This window comes from Streptomyces azureus (genome assembly GCF_001270025.1).
Taxonomy (GTDB): domain Bacteria; phylum Actinomycetota; class Actinomycetes; order Streptomycetales; family Streptomycetaceae; genus Streptomyces; species Streptomyces azureus.
In genome coordinates this window covers 73,339-93,236 of the sequence record NZ_DF968346.1, presented here as the reverse complement: position 1 = coordinate 93,236, position 19,898 = coordinate 73,339, and the positions used below count along the sequence as shown (strand labels likewise).

The 19,898-nt window shown below is 72.5% G+C and carries 15 protein-coding genes; 6 read left to right on the top strand and 9 right to left on the bottom strand.

Annotation, left to right across the window (positions count from 1 at the left end; translation table 11 throughout):
• Positions 1 to 8 precede the first annotated feature (8 nt).
• The 3 genes from AOQ53_RS26520 to AOQ53_RS26510 form a co-directional block, all read right to left on the bottom strand.
• Positions 9 to 1,784 carry an ABC transporter ATP-binding protein gene (locus tag AOQ53_RS26520; protein ID WP_078945516.1) on the bottom strand — a complete coding sequence of 592 codons (1,776 nt, stop codon included), beginning with the start codon at positions 1,782 to 1,784 and terminating at the stop codon, positions 9 to 11.
• Positions 1,781 to 3,634 (bottom strand): ABC transporter ATP-binding protein, encoded by a 1,854-nt coding sequence (locus tag AOQ53_RS26515; protein ID WP_059421008.1) that lies wholly within the window; start codon positions 3,632 to 3,634, stop codon positions 1,781 to 1,783. Before AOQ53_RS26515 ends, AOQ53_RS26520 begins: the two co-directional genes overlap by 4 nt.
• Before the next feature lie 123 nt (positions 3,635 to 3,757).
• Positions 3,758 to 5,200 carry an MFS transporter gene (locus AOQ53_RS26510; RefSeq protein WP_059421006.1) on the bottom strand — a complete coding sequence of 481 codons (1,443 nt, stop codon included), beginning with the start codon at positions 5,198 to 5,200 and terminating at the stop codon, positions 3,758 to 3,760.
• A gap of 137 nt (positions 5,201 to 5,337) precedes the next feature.
• Here AOQ53_RS26510 and AOQ53_RS26505 point away from each other — a divergent pair, with 137 nt between their 5' ends.
• On the top strand, positions 5,338 to 6,018 hold the full coding sequence (locus AOQ53_RS26505; protein ID WP_059421004.1) for a TetR/AcrR family transcriptional regulator: 681 nt from the start codon (positions 5,338 to 5,340) through the stop codon (positions 6,016 to 6,018).
• A 1,002-nt stretch (positions 6,019 to 7,020) separates the two neighbouring features.
• Here the strand turns inward: AOQ53_RS26505 and absR1 are convergent.
• On the bottom strand, positions 7,021 to 8,106 hold the full coding sequence (absR1, locus tag AOQ53_RS26500; RefSeq protein ID WP_059421001.1) for a beta-glucuronidase AbsR1: 1,086 nt from the start codon (positions 8,104 to 8,106) through the stop codon (positions 7,021 to 7,023).
• A 122-nt stretch (positions 8,107 to 8,228) separates the two neighbouring features.
• Here absR1 and AOQ53_RS26495 point away from each other — a divergent pair, with 122 nt between their 5' ends.
• Positions 8,229 to 9,929, top strand: coding sequence for a LuxR family transcriptional regulator AbsR2 (locus AOQ53_RS26495; protein WP_059421131.1), 1,701 nt, complete (start codon positions 8,229 to 8,231; stop codon positions 9,927 to 9,929).
• Positions 9,930 to 9,992: 63 nt separating this feature from the next.
• Here AOQ53_RS26495 and AOQ53_RS26490 read toward each other — a convergent pair whose 3' ends face one another.
• Positions 9,993 to 12,560 (bottom strand): CHAT domain-containing protein, encoded by a 2,568-nt coding sequence (locus AOQ53_RS26490; RefSeq protein WP_059421130.1) that lies wholly within the window; start codon positions 12,558 to 12,560, stop codon positions 9,993 to 9,995.
• 177 nt (positions 12,561 to 12,737) lie between these two features.
• Here AOQ53_RS26490 and AOQ53_RS26485 point away from each other — a divergent pair, with 177 nt between their 5' ends.
• The 3 genes from AOQ53_RS26485 (at position 12,738) to AOQ53_RS26475 (ending at position 15,288) form a co-directional block, all read left to right on the top strand.
• Positions 12,738 to 14,168, top strand: coding sequence for a S8/S53 family peptidase (locus AOQ53_RS26485; protein WP_059421000.1), 1,431 nt, complete (start codon positions 12,738 to 12,740; stop codon positions 14,166 to 14,168).
• A gap of 62 nt (positions 14,169 to 14,230) precedes the next feature.
• Positions 14,231 to 14,806 (top strand): RNA polymerase sigma factor, encoded by a 576-nt coding sequence (locus AOQ53_RS26480; RefSeq protein ID WP_059420998.1) that lies wholly within the window; start codon positions 14,231 to 14,233, stop codon positions 14,804 to 14,806.
• Positions 14,803 to 15,288 carry a hypothetical protein gene (locus AOQ53_RS26475; protein WP_099054692.1) on the top strand — a complete coding sequence of 162 codons (486 nt, stop codon included), beginning with the start codon at positions 14,803 to 14,805 and terminating at the stop codon, positions 15,286 to 15,288. The genes AOQ53_RS26480 and AOQ53_RS26475 overlap by 4 nt, the downstream gene beginning before the upstream one ends.
• A 3-nt stretch (positions 15,289 to 15,291) precedes the next feature.
• Here the strand turns inward: AOQ53_RS26475 and AOQ53_RS26470 are convergent, their stop codons facing one another.
• From AOQ53_RS26470 to AOQ53_RS26460, 4 genes are all read right to left on the bottom strand, one after another.
• Positions 15,292 to 15,834, bottom strand: coding sequence for a cytochrome P450 family protein (locus AOQ53_RS26470; protein WP_059420995.1), 543 nt, complete (start codon positions 15,832 to 15,834; stop codon positions 15,292 to 15,294).
• Positions 15,835 to 15,955: 121 nt separating this feature from the next.
• Positions 15,956 to 16,081, bottom strand: coding sequence for a hypothetical protein (locus tag AOQ53_RS48150; RefSeq protein WP_408055189.1), 126 nt, complete (start codon positions 16,079 to 16,081; stop codon positions 15,956 to 15,958).
• A 58-nt stretch (positions 16,082 to 16,139) separates the two neighbouring features.
• Positions 16,140 to 16,928, bottom strand: coding sequence for an N-formylglutamate amidohydrolase (locus AOQ53_RS26465; protein ID WP_059420993.1), 789 nt, complete (start codon positions 16,926 to 16,928; stop codon positions 16,140 to 16,142).
• 125 nt (positions 16,929 to 17,053) lie between these two features.
• The gene (locus AOQ53_RS26460) at positions 17,054 to 19,273 is read right to left on the bottom strand and encodes an NADP-dependent isocitrate dehydrogenase (RefSeq protein ID WP_059420991.1); all 2,220 of its coding nucleotides are present in this window, start codon (positions 19,271 to 19,273) and stop codon (positions 17,054 to 17,056) included.
• A 271-nt stretch (positions 19,274 to 19,544) separates the two neighbouring features.
• Between AOQ53_RS26460 and AOQ53_RS45270 the strand changes: the two genes are divergently transcribed.
• Complete coding sequence (locus AOQ53_RS45270) at positions 19,545 to 19,745, top strand: hypothetical protein (RefSeq protein ID WP_174523352.1); 201 nt, start codon at positions 19,545 to 19,547, stop codon at positions 19,743 to 19,745.
• The last annotated feature ends 153 nt before the right edge of the window (positions 19,746 to 19,898 follow it).

Here is a 19,898-nt window from a genome sequence, read left to right as displayed (position 1 = left end):
CGTAGGTGCTACGACAAGACCGAGCCGTCCACCTTGCTGGGCTCCACGGCGTTGCCATCCTCATCGGTCGGCAAGGTGATCACACCGCAGCGCCCTGCATTCCAGAAATCGGCGTAGCGGCCGCCGCGGCGCAGCAGCTCGTCGTGGGTGCCCTTCTCCACGATCCGGCCGCCGTCCAGAAAGACGACGTGATCGGCACGTTGGACGGTCCGCATCCGGTGCGCGACCATCACCACCGTCCGGCCGGCCATCAGGCGCTCGATGCCCTCGTGGACGGCTGCCTCGTTCACCGGGTCCAGCGCGGAGGTCACCTCGTCCAGCAGCACGATGGGCGCGTTCTTCAACAGTGCCCGCGCGATCGAAACACGCTGGCGTTCACCGCCCGACAGCAGTGCGCCGCCCTCGCCGACATTCGCCGCCCAACCGCCGGGCAGCCGCTCGATCACCTCGTCCAGCCGCGCCGCGGTGGCTGCCGCCCGCACCTCGGCTTCGTCGGCGTCGGGACGGCCGAGGCGTACGTTCTCCTCGATCGTGCCGTCGAAGAGATAGACGTCCTGGAAGACGATGGCGATCTGCGCCATCAACGCCTCCGTGTTGACAGCGCGCACGTCCACCCCTCCCACGCGCACCGCGCCCGCGTTCACGTCGTAGAACCGCGCGATCAGTTGCAGCAATGTGCTCTTGCCCGCACCTGACGGTCCGACAACGGCAAGCCGCTGTCCCTCCGGCACGGACAACGACGCGTTGTCGATCACCGTGCGGTCGCCCTGCCGGAAGGCGACGGACTCGAACTCCAGATCGTGGCGTACCGGTTGGATCGGTTCGGCTGGTTCCGGCAGCGGCTCGGTGCGCAATACCGCCTCGAGCCGCGCCAACTCGTAACGCGCGCCGCGGAGTTTGCCGCCGATGTCCGACAGCGACAGCAGCGGATCCGCGCAGCGGGCGGCCAGCACCAGGATCGCCAGGATCTCCGCCGCACCGATGTCCCCGCCGAGTGCGAGGTAGGCGCCCAGGGCCAACACGACGGTGAACATCGTCTGCACCGCGAGTGCCAGACCCACCACGCCGGGCAGCGCCGACAGCGCGGTTCGGCGGGAGGCGCGCTGGACTTCCTGCAACGAGTCGTCGAGCACCCGGAAGCGTTCGGCGGTCCGGCCGCCGGCGCGCAGCACCGGCTGGGCCTGGAGGTACTCGATGACTCGCCCGGTGGCCTCGTGGTCGCGTTCGTGGCGCTCCGTGTCCGTGGCGGCCATCGAGCGTCCCGTCCGCATCTGGATCGCCGCCACGATCGGAACGGCGGCCAACGCGGCCAGCCCCATCTGCCAGTTGAAGGCCAGCATGACGGCAACAATCGTCAGGGGGGTCACGCAGGCGGAGATGAACGGTGCCAGCAGATGCGCGATCACGCTCATCGCTTGGAGGACGCCGCGGCTGGCAAGGACGGATACCTCCCCCAGGCGGCCTGAGTCGTACCAGCCGATGGGCAGTCGGGCCAGATGGTCGCCGAGACGGTGGTACGTGCCGCGCAACAGCGTGGTCCCGGCCAGGAAACCGGACCGATCGCTGACATAACGCAGCACCGCGTAGACGGCGACCGCGGCCCCGAACGCGACCAGCCAGGGCCAGGCGTCTTCGGGTGTGCTCCCGAACAGTGCCCGCAGCACGGGAACCAGCAGGGCGTAGGACAAACCCTCGACGAGGGCGGTCGCCGTCATCAGGGCCACGGCGCGACGCACCGGCTGGGCGTACTCGTGCCCCAGCACGCGCAGCAGCATTCGAATCATCGGGGCTCGCCTCCCTGCCGTACGCCACTGCGGGCTTCGGTCCGGTCGGCGATCGCCGACCGTTGGGCTTGCCAGAACGCGGCGAACTTTCCGTTCTGTGCCAGCAGTTCGGCGGGCTTGCCGCGCTCGACGATCGACCCGCTGTCCAGCATCACGACGGTGTCGGCTTCAGCGATCGTCTCCAGGCGATGGGCGATGACCAGGATCGTCTGTGTGCCCTCCAGCGTCGCCAGTGCGCGGCGCACCGCCTGTTCGGTTTGCGGGTCGGCGAAGGCGGTCGCCTCGTCGAGCACGAGAACCGGCGCGTCGGCGAGCAGTGCGCGTGCGAGGGAGATCCGCTGTGCCTCGCCGCCCGACAGCCCGGCATCCTCACCGATCACCGACTCGTATCCGCGGGGCAGCCTGAGAATCCGATCGTGAATGTGCGCCAGCCGGGCGGCGCGCACCACGTCGTCGAACTCGGCGTGCGGTACGGCCAGCGCGATGTTGTCCGCGACCGACGCGCGCAGCAGCCGGACGTCCTGGAAGACGAAGGAGACCTTCCGGTAGAGCTCCCGGCTGCCGAGCTCGCGCAGATCGACGCCGCCGAGGGCGACCGAACCGTGGGTCGGGTCGAAGAACCGTGGCAACAGCTGCACCAGCGTGGACTTCCCGCTTCCCGACGGCCCGACGATCGCGGTGACCGTCCCCGGTTCGAGCACCAGGTCGATCCCGCGCAGCACTTCGTGATCGGCTTCGTAGCCGAATCGGACGTCACGCAGTTCCACCCGGTGCCCCTGGGGCGTGGCCGGGTGCGTGGGCTCCGGTAGCGGCTGCACCTCGAGCACGTCCCGGATCCGGCCGATCGCGCGCCGGGCGGCCTGCACATCGTCGAAGCCGTGGCCCAGGGCCGCCACCGGAGCGGTCAGGCCCAATCCGAGCAGCAGGAAGGGCAGCAGGTCGGCCGCGGCCATGTCACCGGTGGTGATGAGAACCGTACCGCCGATCAGCACGACCAGCAGCACGAATGGGGGCGACAGCGCCACCTGCATCCCGGCGGCGACCCCGGCGAGCCCGCGCACCATCCGGAAGAAGCTGCCGACGAAATCGTCCACGGCCGTCAGGAACGTACGGTGGGCGCGCTCACTTCCGCCGAAGGCCTTGACCACCGCGATGCCCTGGACGAACTCGACGACCGAACTCGCGATCCGCCCCATGCCGGCATCGAACTCCTCCTGTTCACGCAGCCGGGTCGGGGTCATCATCAGGGGGACCAGCGCCACTGCCAGCACGACCGGTATCAGCGTGATCAGTGTGAGCCGCCAGTCGATGGTGAAGAGGTAGATCAGCGACACCAGCGGCACCACGAAGGCGGAGACGAGCTCGCCGGGAGTGTGGGCGATGAACGGGTGCACGGCGCTGACGTCCTCGCCCACCATCTTTGCCAGCTCGCCGGTACCGCGCCGGGAGAACCAGCCGATCGGTACGCGCCCCAGTTGCGCGGCCAGTTGCCGGCGGAACGTCAGTTGCACCTGACCGTCGACGATGTGCCCGATTCCTGACGACGCGGCCGTGAACAGCAGTCGGAGGAACAAGCCGACCGCACCCGCGATCACGACGAACCAGACATGACCGTGATCGATCGGGCCGGGCGCCAGCAGAGTGCGCCCCAGTTCGACGACCGCCAGCAGCGGCATCAGACCCGCGAGGGCGCCTATGACCTGCAGGGTCACAACGGCGGCGAAACTCAAGTAATAGGGGCGCAGCAGCCTCGCCATGTTCCGTCCCGCCGTGGAACCGGCATCCGTTGGCGGTGTGGACTGGTGTGGTGTGGACTGCCCCCTCGCTGTGGCGAGGTCGGTGGTGCTCATGGTCCTCCTGTCTTCGTCGATCTCGTCGCGACCAGGCCCGTAGCCGAGCCGAGGTCGTCGGTGGGCGTGCCGTCGTAACACGCCGTGATCAAGGACCCCCGGACGAACGGCTCGCCCGCATGGTCAACCCCGGGCGGGGAGCAGATCACGGTCATCGGTCCGCTCAACGCGTGACGGTGGACTGGTTCGACGCAGGACGGCGAGGGCGACGAGGACTGCGCAGACCAGGAGCGCGGCGCTGAGGGTCAGCCCGAGCGCGTATCCGTCGTTGAGTGTCTGGGGTGTGGCGGCCGGGCCGGTGCGATGGTGCGCCGCGGCGCCGAGGGCGGCGAGTCCGAGTGCGGCGCCGATCTGGCGTGAGCTGTTGAGCAGGCCTGAGGCGGTGCCGGTCTCGTGGGGCGCGACGCCGGCGGTGGCGAGGGAGGCGACCGGTCCGAGGCAGAGCCCGAAGCCGCCGCCGGTGACGATCGAGGGCCCGAGGACGTCGGTGGTGAAGGTGCCAGCGGGGCTGATCAGGCCGAACCAGGCGAGCCCGGTCGCAGCCAGGAGTCCGCCGATGACCAGAAGGGTGCAGGGGACGAGACGGTGGCCGAATGTGACGGCGAACACGGAGCCGGCGACCACTGCGAGGGCGAACGGCAGGAACATGATCCCGGTCCGGGCCGGCCCCGTCCCGAGGACTTGCTGGAGGTAGAGGGACGCGAAGTAGAAGCAGGAGGTCATGGCCGCACCGACCAGGAGCGTGTAGACGTTCGCGCCGGTGACCGAGCGGTTGGCGAACAGGCCGAGCCGGATCAGAGGTTCGCGGGCGGTGGTCAGCTCGACACAGATGAACGCGGCCAGCAGTGCGGCGGCGACCGCCAGAGTCGCCAGGGTGACCGGCGAGGTCCACGCATACTGATCCGTGCGCACGACGCCGAACACCAGCAGGGTCATGCCCGCCGTGACCAGGACGGCACCGAGCACGTCCGGACGGCCACCGCGAGCGGTCGGCCGGCCGCCGGCGACGCCGCGCCGGGCCAGGGCCAGCGCACAAGCGGCCATCGGCACGTTCACGAACATGACCCATCGCCAGTTGGCGTACTCGGTGAGCAGGCCGCCTGACAAGACGCCGAGGGCGCCGCCGGCGGCGTTCGTCGCACTCCATACCCCGAAGGCCCGGATGCGGGCCCTGCCCGTGGGGAACGTCGCGGTCAGCAGCGCCAGTGCGGCCGGAGCCAGCGCGGCGGCTCCGATGCCCTGTGCCGCTCGGGCGGCGACAAGGTGGCCGGGTTCCTGGGCGAACCCGCCGACGAGGGAGGCGAGCCCGAACAGGCCGAGTCCGAGCAGCAGGATCCGCCTGCGGCCGTACCGGTCGGCGGCCTTGCCACCCAGCAGGAGCAGCCCGCCGAAGGTGAGGGCGTAGGCGTGGATCACCCAGGTCAGGCCCACCGCGCTGAAGCCGAGGCCGACGGCGATCTGCGGGAGTCCGACGTTCACGACCGACAGGTCCAGCGACACCATGAACTGCACGAGGGCCACCGCGGCGAGCGTGAGACCTGGCCGAGCACCGGAACTATCCGTCATCACGAACTCCCTTCCCGACGCTGCCTTTTGACTTTTCGAACATGTTCCGAAATTAGCACGAGGCAGGCCGCCGTGAACACGAAAGCTGAACCGCACCCGTTTCGAGGCGGAGGACGGCGGGGCGGCATGATGGGACGATGTCCCGAGCGCCCGCGCCGCACGGCCGCACCGGCCGGCCACCCCTGACCTCCCGTGCGCAGATCCTGGTGGCCGCCCGTCGGCTCATCGACCAGGACGGCTGGGAGAAGCTGACGATCCGCCGCCTGGCCGCCGAGATGGGCATCGGGGCGACGACCCTCTACCACCACATCCGGAACAAGGACGACCTGCTGCTGCTCCTGCTCAATCACCACATCGAGCAGATCGAACGCCCGCAGCTGCCCGGTGACCCACGGCAGCGCATCATCACGGCCGCCACCGCGATGCACGACGCCCTCGCGGCCTGGCCATGGGCCGCGGAGGTGCTCTCGGCCGACGGGTTCGTCGGCCTCCTCGACGAATCGGCGATGTGGATGGTCGAAGCCATCGTGGCCGGTGCCGACGACTACGGATGCACACCCGAACAGAGCGTGGACGTCTTCCGCAACATCTGGTACTACACCGTCGGCGAGGTCCTCGTCCGCGCCCACTCCGCCCGCCGACGGGACGAAGGCCGGCCCTTCGCCTACCGCGACGACCTGGACCCGTCCCGTGTGCCCCACCTGGCCGCCATCGGTGTCCGATGGGCCGCGCTGGCCGCACGGGACAGCTACCCCCAGGGACTCCGCACGTTCGTCGACGGTCTGCTCGCACAAGCCACCTCCCGTGGTGTCGGCTGAGCACGGACAACGGGCCGGGCCGCCACTTCCCCAAGGCCGGCAGAAGAGCGAGCGTGACCGCGGCCAGGCCCCGCAGGGTCGGCGAGTCGCCGCCCCGGACCTGCCGCCCCGGACCCCCGGGGCCCCGGACCCCCGGAGCGGCATCGGGGGTGAGCGCGGGCTGTCAGGGGCGGGCGCCGGTGCGCGGCCTGCCGGGCCGGAGCGGTTCGGCGAGCTGGGCGAGGCAGGTGTTCGGGTAGCGGGGTTCGGCGGCCATGCCCAGGTCCTCGGAGGTGAACCGCCGGTCCGGGGCATAGGTGTAGGTGCGCGTGGCGTGGTCCCGGACGAGGGCGAACGACCGAAGTTGACGTCGCCGATGCCGGCCCGTTTCAGGTGGTGGAACAGCCGGCACGCACTCGCCGAACATCCTCAGTGTGCGGGCGCAGTCAACCAGGTCGCGAGCCCGGCGTCTCCACGGTGGGGCACGGCGCAGGTACGGATCCGGGGACCAGTCGGGAGTCATATGGTGTGCGCGGTGCCGCGCTAGTGCCCCGGCAGGCGACGTTCGCCCCGTCGCGACACCCGGCACGCCCTCTCGCCGCACCGGCCGTAAGCCCGAGTACATCCAGCACGAGGGCTTCCGGCCGGCACTCCCCCAAGCTCTTCGAGCAGGGGGTACCCCCAGAGCACGCACCGGACGCCGCTCCTTGACGGGCAAACGTTGCCTGCCGGGGCACTAGCCATCTCTAAGCGCACGCCGCCGTGACCTCCCGCCAGTGCAGATCGCCCCCCGTCAGACCCAGCGGCCGGCTCCGGCACGCCGGGGAAGCGCAGTGGGTCCACGTCGTCCAGGAGGGGGGCGCGCCGGTGTCCAGCCCGACGAGCGAGCCGGTGTGCCGCCCGCCACCGTGGCCGACGCATGGCGTGGTCGAGGACGTCACCCACCCCCGATGAGGCGACGTCCTCGACCCTTCCCCCGGCGCCGGACTGTGGCTCAGATGCCCGCACGGCGGATCCGTGCCGTCACCAGCACATCACCGCCGTCTCGCCGGAACCCCAGGCGGAGTACAGGCGTACGCGGACGAAGTAGCGGCGGCCCTTGACGAGCCGGGCGCTGATCGTGGCGTTGTGCGCAGTTCCTCCGTCGTCCTGCCCGGCGAGGTAGCGGGGTTCCCCGTCCCGCTCCTCGAAGACCACGACGACGGCGTCGCTGTCGCCGAAGGTGCCCAGCGTGTACGTGCGGGTCTCCGGCGGGTCGACGACGAAATCGGCCTGCTCGCCCGGCCCGAGACCGAGCGGTGCCGAGCGGAACGGCACCAGCGCGGGCGGACCCGCCGGATGTGCCGGCGGATACCAGCGGAGCACGAACTCCTTGTCGGCGGCGGACAGGGTGCCGGGCGGGTTGAGACCCGCACGGTACTGCTCCGGCTCCAGGACCAGCCCCGACGAGAACGGAAACTCCATGATCGAATGCGGGTCCCAGGCGGAGCCGTTGACCTCGTCCGGGTCGAGCTTGCGCAGGATGTTGTAGTGCGTCCGCTCCCGGCTCCAGTGGTTGGGCGGGCCCGCCAGTTCGGCGTACACGGCCTCGTCGTCCCAGTGGATGCCGGCGAACGGGCTCTGGTGCTCGTGCAGCATGCCGAGCGCGTGCCCGATCTCGTGCAGGGCCGTCCCGCGCTCCCCGGGCGCGGTCAGGTCCCAGCCGAAGTTCATGGTGCGCTCGTGCCGGCCGGCCGGCAGCGCGTCCCGGCCCACCGCCGACCAGGAGCCGGCGCCGAGCTGGAACCCGATGCGCAGTTCGGCCTCCGAGGGGTCGTCGACCTCGGCGAAGGTGATCCCGATGCCGAGGTTCTGCCACTCCTCGAAGCACTCGCGTACCACGTCCCGCTGCTCCCTGGCGCCGGCCCACGACACCCGTCGCGTCATCCCCGTCCCCGGCACGGGGATGACGGACGCGTCGGTGTCACGGTCGAAGAAGCAGTAGTGCAGGACCGTGCCGTTGACCCACATCCGCCGCCCGCTCACGAGCGCGCTCAGCCGCTCGGCCGCCAGCCCGGGTGCGAAGGCGGGCGCCGGCGCCTGTGCCAGCGAGCAGTAGCGTGCGGTCATGGCCACAGCCTGCCCCCCGGCCGGTCCCGGGCGCCTGAGTCGGGGGCTACTCAAGTCGCCCTGTATCAGAAGTGAGTAACCGCGCTCATGCATGTGTGACGACTTACGAGCGGGACGCGACGATGCTGGAGCTGCCCTGGCCGTTCGCCGGGCGGGAGGACGAACTGGAGCTGGTCCGCCGGTCCCTGGCCGGCGGACGCCGTGGCATCGTGGTGACGGGCCCGGCGGGCTGCGGCAAGACCCGCCTCGTCACCGAGGCGCTCCGCGGCACCGACTGCGCCCGGGCGGCGGGTACGCCCGAGACCCGGGCCATCCCCTTCGCCGCGTTCGCCCATCTGCTGCCGGAGGCGGTCACCCTGCACCGCGCGGTCCAGCTCCTGTCGGGCGTACGGACGTTGGTCGTGGACGACGCCCAGCTGCTCGACGACGCCTCCGCCGCCCTGGTCCACCAGCTCGCCGTGCACGGCCGCACCCGCCTGCTGGTCGTCGCCACGGACGGCAGCCCGGCGCCCGGTGCGATCTCCCGGTTGTGGACCGGTGAGCTGCTGCCGCGACTCGCCCTGGAACGGCTGCCCGAGGAGGAGAGCGCGCAACTGCTCGCGGCAGCCGGGGCCGGACCTCTCGAGCCGCTGACCGTCAACCGGCTGCGGCGCCTGAGCCAGGGGGACCTGCGGCTGCTGCGCGACCTGCTGGGGGCCGTCCGCGGACTGCTGACCCCCGTGCCGGGCACCGACGAACGGGCGTGGCGGGGTCCGGTGCCACTGACCACGGCCGTCCGCGAACGCACCGCCCATGTCCTCGGCCGTACCTGCCCGCTCGAACGGGAGACCCTCGACCGCCTCGCCTTCGCCGAACCCCTGTCGCCGACACTGGACGACCTCGACCTCGGAGCCCTCGAAGTCCTGGAGTCCGACGGCCTGATCGAGGTCGACGACCTGGGCGGCGTCCGTCTCGCCCACCCCCTCCACGGCCCGGTGCTCAGGGCGGCGGCGGGCCGGCTGCGGGCGCGCCGGCTGTCCCGGACGCCGGACGCGTACGCCTCGGCGCTCGACGCCGAGTCGGCTGCACTGGCCCGCCGTATCGACCGGGACGACGTACGGGCGATGCCCACGCCGGTGGGGGAGTGGCTGGTCGCCGAGGGCGGCCCGCTGCCCGGCCGGTACGCCGCCGTACGCGCCCGGTTCGCCCGGCTGCGGGGCGAGTTGAGGGAGGCGGAGGCCTGGGCGAGAGAGGGCCTGCGGGGCGATCCCGGGGACGCGTCGTGCCGGGAGGAAATCACCCGCGCCTCCGCACCGGTGGACAGCCGGGGGGACCTGGACCTCGAAGCCCTCACCGACCCCTACGACGCCGTCCGTCTCGGCGCCCCCGAGAAGGGCATCGACCGGCTGACCGGCGTGTTCGCCCGGCACGCCGACGCGCTGACCCGTGCCGACGGCCCGGCCCTGGACGAGGTGGCCGAGGAGCTGGAGCGGCGCGGCTTCACGCTGTTCGCCGCGGAGGCGCACGCCCAGGCCGTGCGCGCCCACCGCGATCCGAGCGCCGCCCGGCACTCCCGCACCCGGGCCGTCGCCCTGGCCCGGCGCTGCCAGGGCGCCCGCACACCCGCCCTGTCCGGGCTGGTCCTCGGCGAACTCACCGCCCGGCAAAGGCAGATCGTCACGCTCGCGGCGGCGGGCCTGAGCAACCGGCAGATCGCCGAACGCCTCACCCTGTCGATCCGGACCGTCGGCAACCACCTGTACAGCGCCTACGCCCGCCTCGGCGCGAGCGACCGCGGCGCCCTGCCCTGGCTGACGGAAGTCCCGCAAGCCCAGTCGGCCTGAGGCTTTTTGCAGAAGAAGTCCCGGCCCAACCAGACCGGCGGCCTGACCCGAACAGGGGACGGGTCAGGCCGCCCCGAACGCCGAGAACGCCCACCCCGTGGCCTGGTGCAGCGCGTCGCCCGGCAGGGCGGCCCGGGCGTCGCGCAGCGCCTCCGCCAGGGACAGTCCGGCCCCGAGGCCCTTGTGCAGCGCGAGCATCAGCGGCACCACGGCGGCGTCGTTGACGGGCGCGCTGCACGCCACCACCCCGGCCGTGCCGAGCGGCAGCAGCGCGGTGACCAGGCCGAGCAGTTCGTCGGCGCCGACGGAGGCGAGGAGGGCGGTGTCGCAGCAGGAGAGGATGATCCGGTAGGGGCTGCGGTCCAGACGCTCGAAGTCGTGCACGACGATCGGGCCGTCGGCCATCCGCAGCGAGGAGAACAGCGGGCTGTCCGCGCGGAACGTGCCGTGCGCGGCGATGTGCGCCAGCGCGGCCCCGTCCAGCTCCTCCAGCACACGCGGCACCCGCGCCTCGTCGTCCTCCAGGACGGTCGCACAGGCGTAGCGCCCGGCCAGTTCGGGCACCTCGGCGCCGCCCGTGGCCAGGCCCGGGCCGCGTACCAGCACATGGCGGCCGTCCGGCGGCGGCGCGGTCTCCCGGGCCCGCAGCCAACTGCCCGCCGACGGCGAGACGCTGAGCACCCGTTCCCGCAGCGACGGCAGCAGCGCCCACGGCACCCGGTGCAGCCGCCCCGGCGGCACGATCACCACGGGGCCGCCGCCCAGGTGGGCCGCGGCCGGCCCGAGCAGCAGCTCCTCCAGCCGCCGCCCCGCAGCCTCCACCATGGGAAGCCGCGCCTCGGCCCCCGGATGCGCCAGCCGCCGCAGCCCCGCCTGTACGTGCTCGGTCTCGGTCTCCGCGTCGGCCAGCAGCCCGGCCTCGAACCTGCGCACCCGCCCCTGCCCGCACAGCAGCACCTGCACCCGCCCGTCGAGCACGGCGAGTTCCACCAGCCGGACCTCGTCGCCCAGCCGGTCCAGCAGCCGGCCGACGTCGAACCGGTCGCCGCCCCCGGGGGCCTCGCCGCGCATGTGCAGGGTCCGGGAGCGGATCTGCCGCTCCAGGCGCCGCTGTTCGCGCTCCAGTGCCGGAACCGGCCGGCCCTCCATCCGGGCGGCCTCCGCGCGGGAGGCGATCTCGCGGAAGGCGGTCATGCCGCTGAGCAGTTCCGGGTCGGCGGGCGGCCGGGTCGGCGGGGTGGACAGCACGGTGGCCCGCCAGCGCTCGCTCCACACCAGCAGCCGCCGCGGGCCGCCGGAGACCAGACTGGCCCGCCCGGCCAACGCGGCCAGTTCCGCGCCCTGTTCGGTGGCGCGGGCCCGCAGCTCCGAGGCGCCCAGCGTCATCCGGTGGTCGTCGAGCACGTCCAGGCCGCGCCGGCACGCCTCCAGCACGCCCCGGGTGGACCCGGCGGCCCGGGCCCGCAGCGCCTGCGCCGCCCAGCCCGTCATCCGCGCCAGCGGCGGGCCGTTCCGTCTGCTGCGGGCGGCGACGGCCAGATGCCGTTCCGCGTCCGCCGTCCAGCCCAGGCCCAGCGCGATCCGGCCCGCGAGCAGCGACGCCTCCGGCGCGGCCGGCGCACCGAAGGCGGCCAGCTTCCCGGCCACCGCCGCGGCGTCGGCGACCAGCCGCCCCGAGCCGCGCCCGGCCGCGTGCCGCGCCTCGATCAGCACCAGCCGGGCGTGCGTCTCCCACCAGGTGCGGCGCTGCCCGGCGAACAGCCGTACCGCCAAGGCGGCGCGGGCGATCGCGGTGTGCGGGTCGCCCGCCAGCCGTGCGGCACGCGCTGCGGCCAGCAGCAGCTCCGCCTTGCGGGTGGACTGCCCGCCGATCCCGTCCAGCTTCCCGATCGCCGCGTCCGCCTCGGCCAGCGCCTCGGGGGCCAGCCCGGCCGCCATCAGCACCTCACAGCGCCGGATGTTCAGCATGAACGTGGGCGTGCCCAGCCGGGCGTACCGCTCCTCCGCCTCGTCCAGCAGCCGCAGCGCCGCCGGCACGTCACCGGACCGGAACGCGGCGAGCCCCCGGCTCTCCACGGCGTCGGCCTTGTCGTGCTCCTGGCCCGTGGTGTCCCACAGCGCCTCGGCCGCCGTGAAGTCCGCCTCGGCCCGCTCCACCGCCCCCAGCGCCAGATGCACGGTCGCCCGCAGGGTCAGCGCACGCGCCGTCCAGATCACGTCCTCCGCCTGGCGCAGCACGGGAATCGCCCGGCGTACGTCCTCCAGTGCCTCGCGATGGTGACCGAGCACCCACCACACGTACGCCCGCCGGTACAGCACCCGCGCCCGCGTGTGCCCGCCGCCCCGCGCGACCCCCCGCTCGAACGCCGCCAGGCCCTCCCGGGTACGGCCCGCGTGCACCAGCGCCACCCCCAGGGTGGCCAGCACGTCCGCCTCCCGGTCGGCCGAGTCCGCCCGCGCCGCGAACTCCCGGGCCCGCCGCAGATGGCTCAGCGCGAGCCGCAGATCACCGAAGTCCCGCTGCCAGATGCCGATCACCTGATGCGCGACGGAGGCGTCCAGCGGGGAGGGATCGGCGTCGAGCAGCGCCCGGGCGCTCGTGAGAGCCTCGCCCGGGTCGGCGAACACCATCGGCAGCAGTTCCTGCACCGAGTTGCTTCCCGCTGTCACTTCTCGGATGGTAGTGGCCCCCGAACCGCACCACACAGGTTGGCGCTGTATCAAAAGGCCGCCCGGCGGCTCTTGTCGACGAGTACCGACGACCGTTCGCCGCACCGACCGACGCCGTCGCCCAGTGGGAGGACCCGCATGGCACCTCAGCGATTCCACGAGCAGTTCGACCAGATCCAGCGCTCGATGCCCGACGTCCCCCTGGCGACGGGACCGGACGACTCGGCCGAGTTCATGTACGAGAAGGGCGTCGTCCTCGTCCGCGACGGCGAAGAGGCCCGGATCGTCGAGGACACCGTACGGGCGCACTTCACGGCGGCACCCGACCTCGACCAGGACCAGGTCCGCAGGGCGGGCCCGCAGGCCAACCGCAGTGGCGTCACCCGGATCCGGGTCGGCGACCCCGGCGAGGGGAGCCGGGGAACCGACCGTGCCGTCACGCAGGCACTGCGGTCCGTGCGCGAGCGCGAGGCCCGTGCCGGGCACCGGATGGTCGCCCGCAACCACGTGGTGCACATCGCGGTCAACGCCTGCCCAGGCGACGAACCCGTACCCGTCCCGGCGAGCGAGCCGCCCAACCCGGCGGCCGCGGACACGGCGTACGACCCGGGCACCGCCGTCGGCGTCCTCGTCGTCGACACCGGCCTCACGCACGACTACCGCTCCTGCACGCTCCTCGCCCACACCGACGGCGACGCCCAGGTCCAGGAGCGCGACGAGCAGGGGATCCTCCAGCAGTACGTCGGGCACGGCACGTTCATCGCCGGGCTCGTCGCCGCCGTCGCGCCCAACACCGACATCACCGTGCGCGGCAGCCTCAACGACGCGGGCGCCATCCTGGAGTCGGAGTTCGGCGAGAAGCTCTTCGAGGCCGTCGACGCCGGCGGCTGGCCCGACGTCCTCAGCCTCTCCGCCGGCACCTCCAACGGCCGCACCGACGGCCTGCTCGGCGTGGAGAACTTCATGCGGGAACTGCGCGAGCAGCGCACCCTGCTGGTCGCCGCCGCCGGCAACAACGGCAGCGCCACCCCCTTCTGGCCCGCCGCCTACGCCGACCTGCCCGGCTGGGAGGACTCCGTGCTGTCGGTCGGCGCGCTGCGCAGCGACGGCGAGTCCGGCGCCTGTTTCACCAACCACGGCCCGTGGGTGAAGGTCTACGCCCCCGGCGAGCGACTCACCAGTGCCCTCACCGGCTTCGAGACGCCCGTCCCGTACGTCTACCAGCACTCCACGTACGATGCCTGCCGCTACGGCTTCACCTACGGCTGCACCTGCCGGCACCCCCGCCACACCGGTGTGCTGAGCGACGAGAACGCCTCCGCCAAGCCGGACCAGGTGATGTTCGAGGGGTACGCGCAGTGGAGCGGCACGTCCTTCGCCACCCCCGTGACGGCCGGCCTGATCGCCGCCCACATGACGGCGCACAAGGAGGCCGACCCGCGCGCGGCCCGGCGGCAGCTGCTCGCCGCCGGCACCGGGGTCGCGGAAGTGCGCGGGGCGCACGTACCCGTGCTGCGCCCGCCCACCTGGCGTCCTGTCCCGGTCGTCCGTCTCGCCCCCGGCCTGTGAGGGCCGGAACTGCCCCCTCCACGGCGTACGATGACGTGCCGTACTCGAGGGGTGGGGCTGCCGTGGACCGTACTGATGCCGGCGCGCTCGTCCAGGCCGCCGCCGACGGCGACGCGGCGGCCTGGAAGGCGCTCGTGGAAGGGCTGAGCCCCCTGGTGTGGTCCGTGGTGCGGGCCCACCGGCTGTCCGACGCGGACGCCCACGAGGTGTACCAGACCGCCTGGTTCCGCTTCGCCCAGCACCTCGGGCGGATCCGGGAACCCGGCAAGGCGGGCGCGTGGCTGGCGAGCACCGCGCGCCACGAGTGCCTGAAGGTCATCCGGAGTTCGCAACGACTGACCCTGACGGACGATCCACAGCTCCTGGACCGGGTCAGCGAGGACGGCACGCCGGAACAGTCGCTGCTCGACTCCGAGGAGGCCGCCGCCCAGAGCGAACGGGTACGGCGGCTGTGGCAGGAGTTCGAGGAACTGGGCGAGCGGTGCCGGCAGTTGCTGCGGGTACTGATGGCCACGCCGCCGCCCAGCTACCAGGACGTGTCCGCCGCGCTCGGGATCGCGGTGGGCAGCATCGGGCCGCTGCGCCAGCGCTGCCTGCGGCGCCTGCGGGCCCGGCTCGAAGCGCGGGGGACGATATGAGCGACATGAACGACGACGTGTTCGACGAGGACGGCTGGGAGGACCAGGAGTTCGACGCCGGCCTGCTGGAGGAGGAACTCCGGCAGGCCGCCGCCGTCCTGGACCCCGTGCCGGCGGAACTCCAGCAGATCGCCGTCGACGCCTACGCACTGCACGACCTGGACGCCCGCGTCGCGGAACTCACCTTCGACTCGCTGGTCGACGCCCTCCCGGTCCGGGGAGCCGGCGACCCGCCCCGGATGCTGACCTTCCAGGCGGGTGAGGTGACCGTCGACGTCGAGGTCACCACGCACCGGCTGATGGGCCAGGTGCTGCCGCCCCAGCCGGCCGGCATCGAGGTCCTGACCGGACCAGGCCCCGGCTCCTCGCTCACGTCCGACGATCTGGGCCGCTTCACCGCCGACGCACCGCCCCAGGGCCCGTTCGCCCTGCGGTTGCGGACCGGCGGCGACGTGGTGGTGACGGAGTGGCTGCGGGCGTAGGCCTCACGGGTCACCAGGTGCAGGGCAGTGTCCTCGGCCCCCGGGGCATCGTCTTGCGGCGCCAGGCCACCTGGTCCGCGGGGACGGCGAGCCGCAGTCCGGGCGTGCGGCGCAGCAGCTCGGCCAGCAGCGCGTCGCACGCCCCGGGCCGCTCGTGCCACGTCTGCCGCGACTCGGGCCGGTGAGCAGCAGGCAGAGCATCTGCCCGCAGTTGCGGATGACGGCCTCGCCGCCGGTCTGGAGCGGTCCGGCGAGGCCGACCGCCTCCGTATCGCTGATGTCGCCGGCGGCCACGGCGGCGCCCAGCAGGGAGTACACGTCGCCGCCGGTGCTGTGCGCACGGGAGCGGATCGTCTGCGTGAGCCAGCCGTACAGGCTGCCCTTGGCCCGGTCGGCGGCCTCGGCCCCGCCCGAGGTGGAGATGATCTGCCGTTTCATCGAGCCGGCGGTGAAGGCGCCGGCGACGGCCTTGCGCGGCCGGTTGTGGTCGGGCTGGTCGGTGAAGGCGAGCGAACCGGGCGGCGGCTGAAGTGCGGTACCGTCCATGTCACTTGACGACCAGTCACCTCCGCGCGGCTGAACCGCGGATCGTTGGTGATCAGCTTCACGTCGTCGTGGCGGGTGGCCAGCCACGCCCACCCCTCGCCGTACGGCAGCCGGATCCGGGTCAGCGGCCCTCGCGCATCAGCTCCGCGAGGACCGGGCCGAACTCCGTCCCGTCCAGGTCGAGGACGGGCCAGTCCCGTACCGGGGGCGGTGCCTGGCCGGTCGGCGTGGTGGTCTCCTCCTTCATTCCCCCAGCCTCACCGCGTCCCCGCCGCTTGTCGCGCGGGAGTTCAAGCCGGTGGCGGTCAGCCGGACACGGCGTCTACCAGGCGGGCCAGCGCGGCGGCGAGCCGCCCGAGACCGGGACTGGCGGGACCGCCCGGCTCGGTCATGTAGGTGTCCCGGCGGATCTCCACCATGAGCGCCTCGACCCGCGGGTCGGTCCCGTAGAACTCCAGCGGCACGTAGGCCCCCCTGAAGGGGCTGTCGAGCTCCGTCTCCCCGAAGGCCCGCCGCGCGGCGTCCAGCAGCCCGGGAGAGGTGTGGAAGGAGTCGGTGCCGAGACACACCGGCGGACGGGCCCCCTCCCCGTGCAGCTCGTACGGCAGCCGGGCGCGGGGATAGGAGTGCACGTCGATGATCACGGCCCGTCCGGTGGCCGCCAGGCGGTCCGCCACGGCCTGGGTCATCGCCCGCGCGTACGGCAGGAAGTACCGCTGGACGAGCGGCCCGGCTTCGACGTCCCCGGACCGCAGCACAGCGCCGTGCGTGGTCCGGGTGTAGACCGCGCCCATTCCGACGACGCGCATCTCCTCCCGTTCGTCGGGGAAGCGCTCGGGGTCGACGACCAGCCGCGACAGCCGGTTGACGAACCGCCACGGGACGACGCCGGCGGCCCCGGCCGCCGCCTCGGCGATCTCCGCCGTGTGCGCGTCGGTGATGTGGTCCAGCTCCCGCGCGAGCTCGTCGTCGCCCAGCACGATGTCCGCCCGGACGGACGGCGGTATCTCCCGCGCCGAGTGCGGGACATGCAGGATCACGGGGGAGTGCCCGGCGCCGGGCAGGACGTCGAAGGACTGGGGGTCGTCGGTCACGCGGCGGCTCCACAGGACGTTGTCAGGGGGCTCCGCTCGAGACCCCGCCTCTTCGAACATGACTCCGCCCCGGCCGGGCGGTGCGCCGGCCGGGGCGGAGCGGAGGGACCGAGGGAGGCCAGGCGTCAGCTCAGCGACGCCAGCGCCTCGTTCCACGTGGCGGACGGGCGCATGACCTCAGCGGCCTTCGCCGGGTCGGGCTGGTAGTAGCCGCCGATGTCGGCCGGCTTGCCCTGGGCGGCGATCAGCTCGTCGACGATCTTCTGCTCGTTGGCGGCCAGCGTCTCGGCGATCGGCGCGAAGGCCTTCGCCAGGTCCGCGTCGTCGGTCTGCCGGGCCAGCTCCTGCGCCCAGTACAGGGACAGGTAGAAGTGGCTGCCGCGGTTGTCGATGCCGCCGACGCGCCGGGTCGGGGACTTGTCCTCGTTGAGGAAGGTCGCCGTGGCGCGGTCGAGGGTGTCGGCCAGGACCTGGGCACGGGCGTTGCCCGTCACCTTGGCGAACTGCTCGAGGGACGGCACCAGGGCGAAGAACTCGCCCAGGGAGTCCCAGCGCAGGTAGTTCTCCTTGACCAGCTGCTGCACGTGCTTCGGCGCCGAGCCGCCCGCACCCGTCTCGAACAGGCCGCCGCCCGCCATCAGCGGGACGACCGACAGCATCTTGGCGCTGGTGCCCAGCTCCAGGATCGGGAACAGGTCGGTCAGGTAGTCGCGCAGCACGTTGCCGGTGACGGAGATGGTGTTCTCGCCGCGGCGGATGCGCTCCACCGACAGCTTCGTGGCCTCGACCGGGTTCAGGATCCGGATGTCCAGGCCCTCGGTGTCGTGCTCCGGCAGGTACTGCTCGACCTTGGCGATCAGGTTGGCGTCGTGCGCACGGGTCTCGTCCAGCCAGAACACCGCCGGGTCGCCGGTGGCGCGGGCGCGGGTGACGGCCAGCTTCACCCAGTCCCTGATCGGCGCGTCCTTGGTCTGGCAGGCGCGGAAGATGTCACCGGCCGAGACGGACTGCTCGATGAGCGCGGTGCCGTTTTCGTCGACCAGGCGGACCGTGCCCGTGGTGGCGATCTCGAAGGTCTTGTCGTGGCTGCCGTACTCCTCGGCCTTCTGCGCCATGAGGCCGACGTTCGGCACCGTGCCCATGGTGGACGGGTCGAAGGCGCCGTTGGCCTTGCAGTCCTCGATCACGGCCTGGTAGACGCCGGCGTAGGAGGAGTCCGGGATGACCGCCAGGGCGTCGTGCTCCTGCCCGTCCGGGCCCCACATGTGGCCGGAGGTGCGGATCATGGCTGGCATGGAGGCGTCGATGATGACGTCGGAGGGCACGTGCAGGTTCGTGATGCCCTTGTCGGAGTCGACCATCGCCAGCTCCGGGCCCTCGGTGAGCTCGGCGTCGAAGGAAGCCTTGATCTCGGCGCCCTCGGGCAGGGCGTCCAGGCCCTTGTAGATGCCGCCCAGACCGTCGTTCGGGGTCAGGCCGGCCGCGGCGAGCTTGTCGCCGTACTTCGCGAACGTCTTCGGGAAGAAGGCGCGCACCACGTGGCCGAAGACGATCGGGTCGGAGACCTTCATCATCGTCGCCTTCAGGTGCACCGAGAACAGCACACCCTCGGCCTTGGCCTTGGCGACCTGCGCGGTCAGGAACTCACGCAGCGCGGCGACCCGCATCACGGAGGCGTCGACGACCTCGCCCTTCTGGACGGGTACGGACTCGCGCAGCACGGTGGTGGTGCCGTCGTCGCCGACGAGCTCGATGCGCAGCGCGCCGTCCTCGGCGATCACCACGGACTTCTCGGTGGAGCGGAAGTCGTTCTGGCCCATGGTCGCCACGTCCGTCTTGGACTCGGCGGACCAGGCGCCCATGCGGTGCGGGTGGGACTTGGCGTAGTTCTTGACCGACGCGGGGGCGCGGCGGTCCGAGTTGCCCTCACGCAGGACCGGGTTCACGGCGGAGCCCTTGACCTTGTCGTAGCGGGCGCGGATGTCGCGCTCCTCGTCGGTCTTCGGGTCGTCCGGGTAGTCCGGCAGCGCGTAGCCCTGGCTCTGGAGCTCGGCGATCGCGGCCTTGAGCTGCGGGATCGACGCCGAGATGTTCGGCAGCTTGATGATGTTGGCGGCGGGCGTCTTGGCCAGCTGCCCCAGCTCCGCGAGGGCGTCCGGGATGCGCTGGTCCTCGGTCAGGTACTCCGGGAACAGGGCGATGATGCGCCCGGCCAGCGAGATGTCGCGGGTCTCGACGGCGACACCCGCCTGCGAGGCGTACGCCTGGACCACCGGCAGGAAGGAATACGTTGCCAGGGCCGGGGCCTCGTCAGTGTGCGTATAGATGATGGTCGAGTCAGTCACCGGGTGCTCCGCTCCACGTCTGCAACATTGCTCGACATCAAGATATCTCGTGACTGACCTCGTCTCGACAGGGGTCCGCGCCCAGTTTCGGGTGACCGGCACCCGCCAGCCGTCCGAGCGAAGCGGACCATGAGACACCGCAGCGGAGCGACGGCCCCGACGGCAGCCCGCATCGGCACGGCGGCGGTCCCTGACCTGCTTCTCCCTCGACGCGCTCGGCCCGGACGTGCGGTCCGTCCGCGTCGGCGGTCGCCCGGGCACTTTCGAGCAGGTGGCCGAGAAGCTGCGGATCAGCCCGGGGCGTACGCTCCCCGCGAAAGCCCGGGGCACCGTGCCCGGCGGACTGCGGGGCGCCGCAGGCGGGCGGCCCGTGCATACCGAGCGGCTGACCGGCGACGGGATCGCGGGCAGGTGCTGCTCCTGCCCGCCGATCGCCACCGAGGTGGCGCAGATCACCCTGGCGGCTATGTGATCGAGGACCGGTCGCGGTGTCGATCGGCGAGGCGGCTTCACCGCCGTCGAGGGTGCGCTCCTGGAGCGGTACGGCGGGCATGGCAGACGCCGCGCACGCGCCCGGCCACCGGGACTGAACGGCCCGCCCCCGGCCGGGCCGCACAGCCGGCGG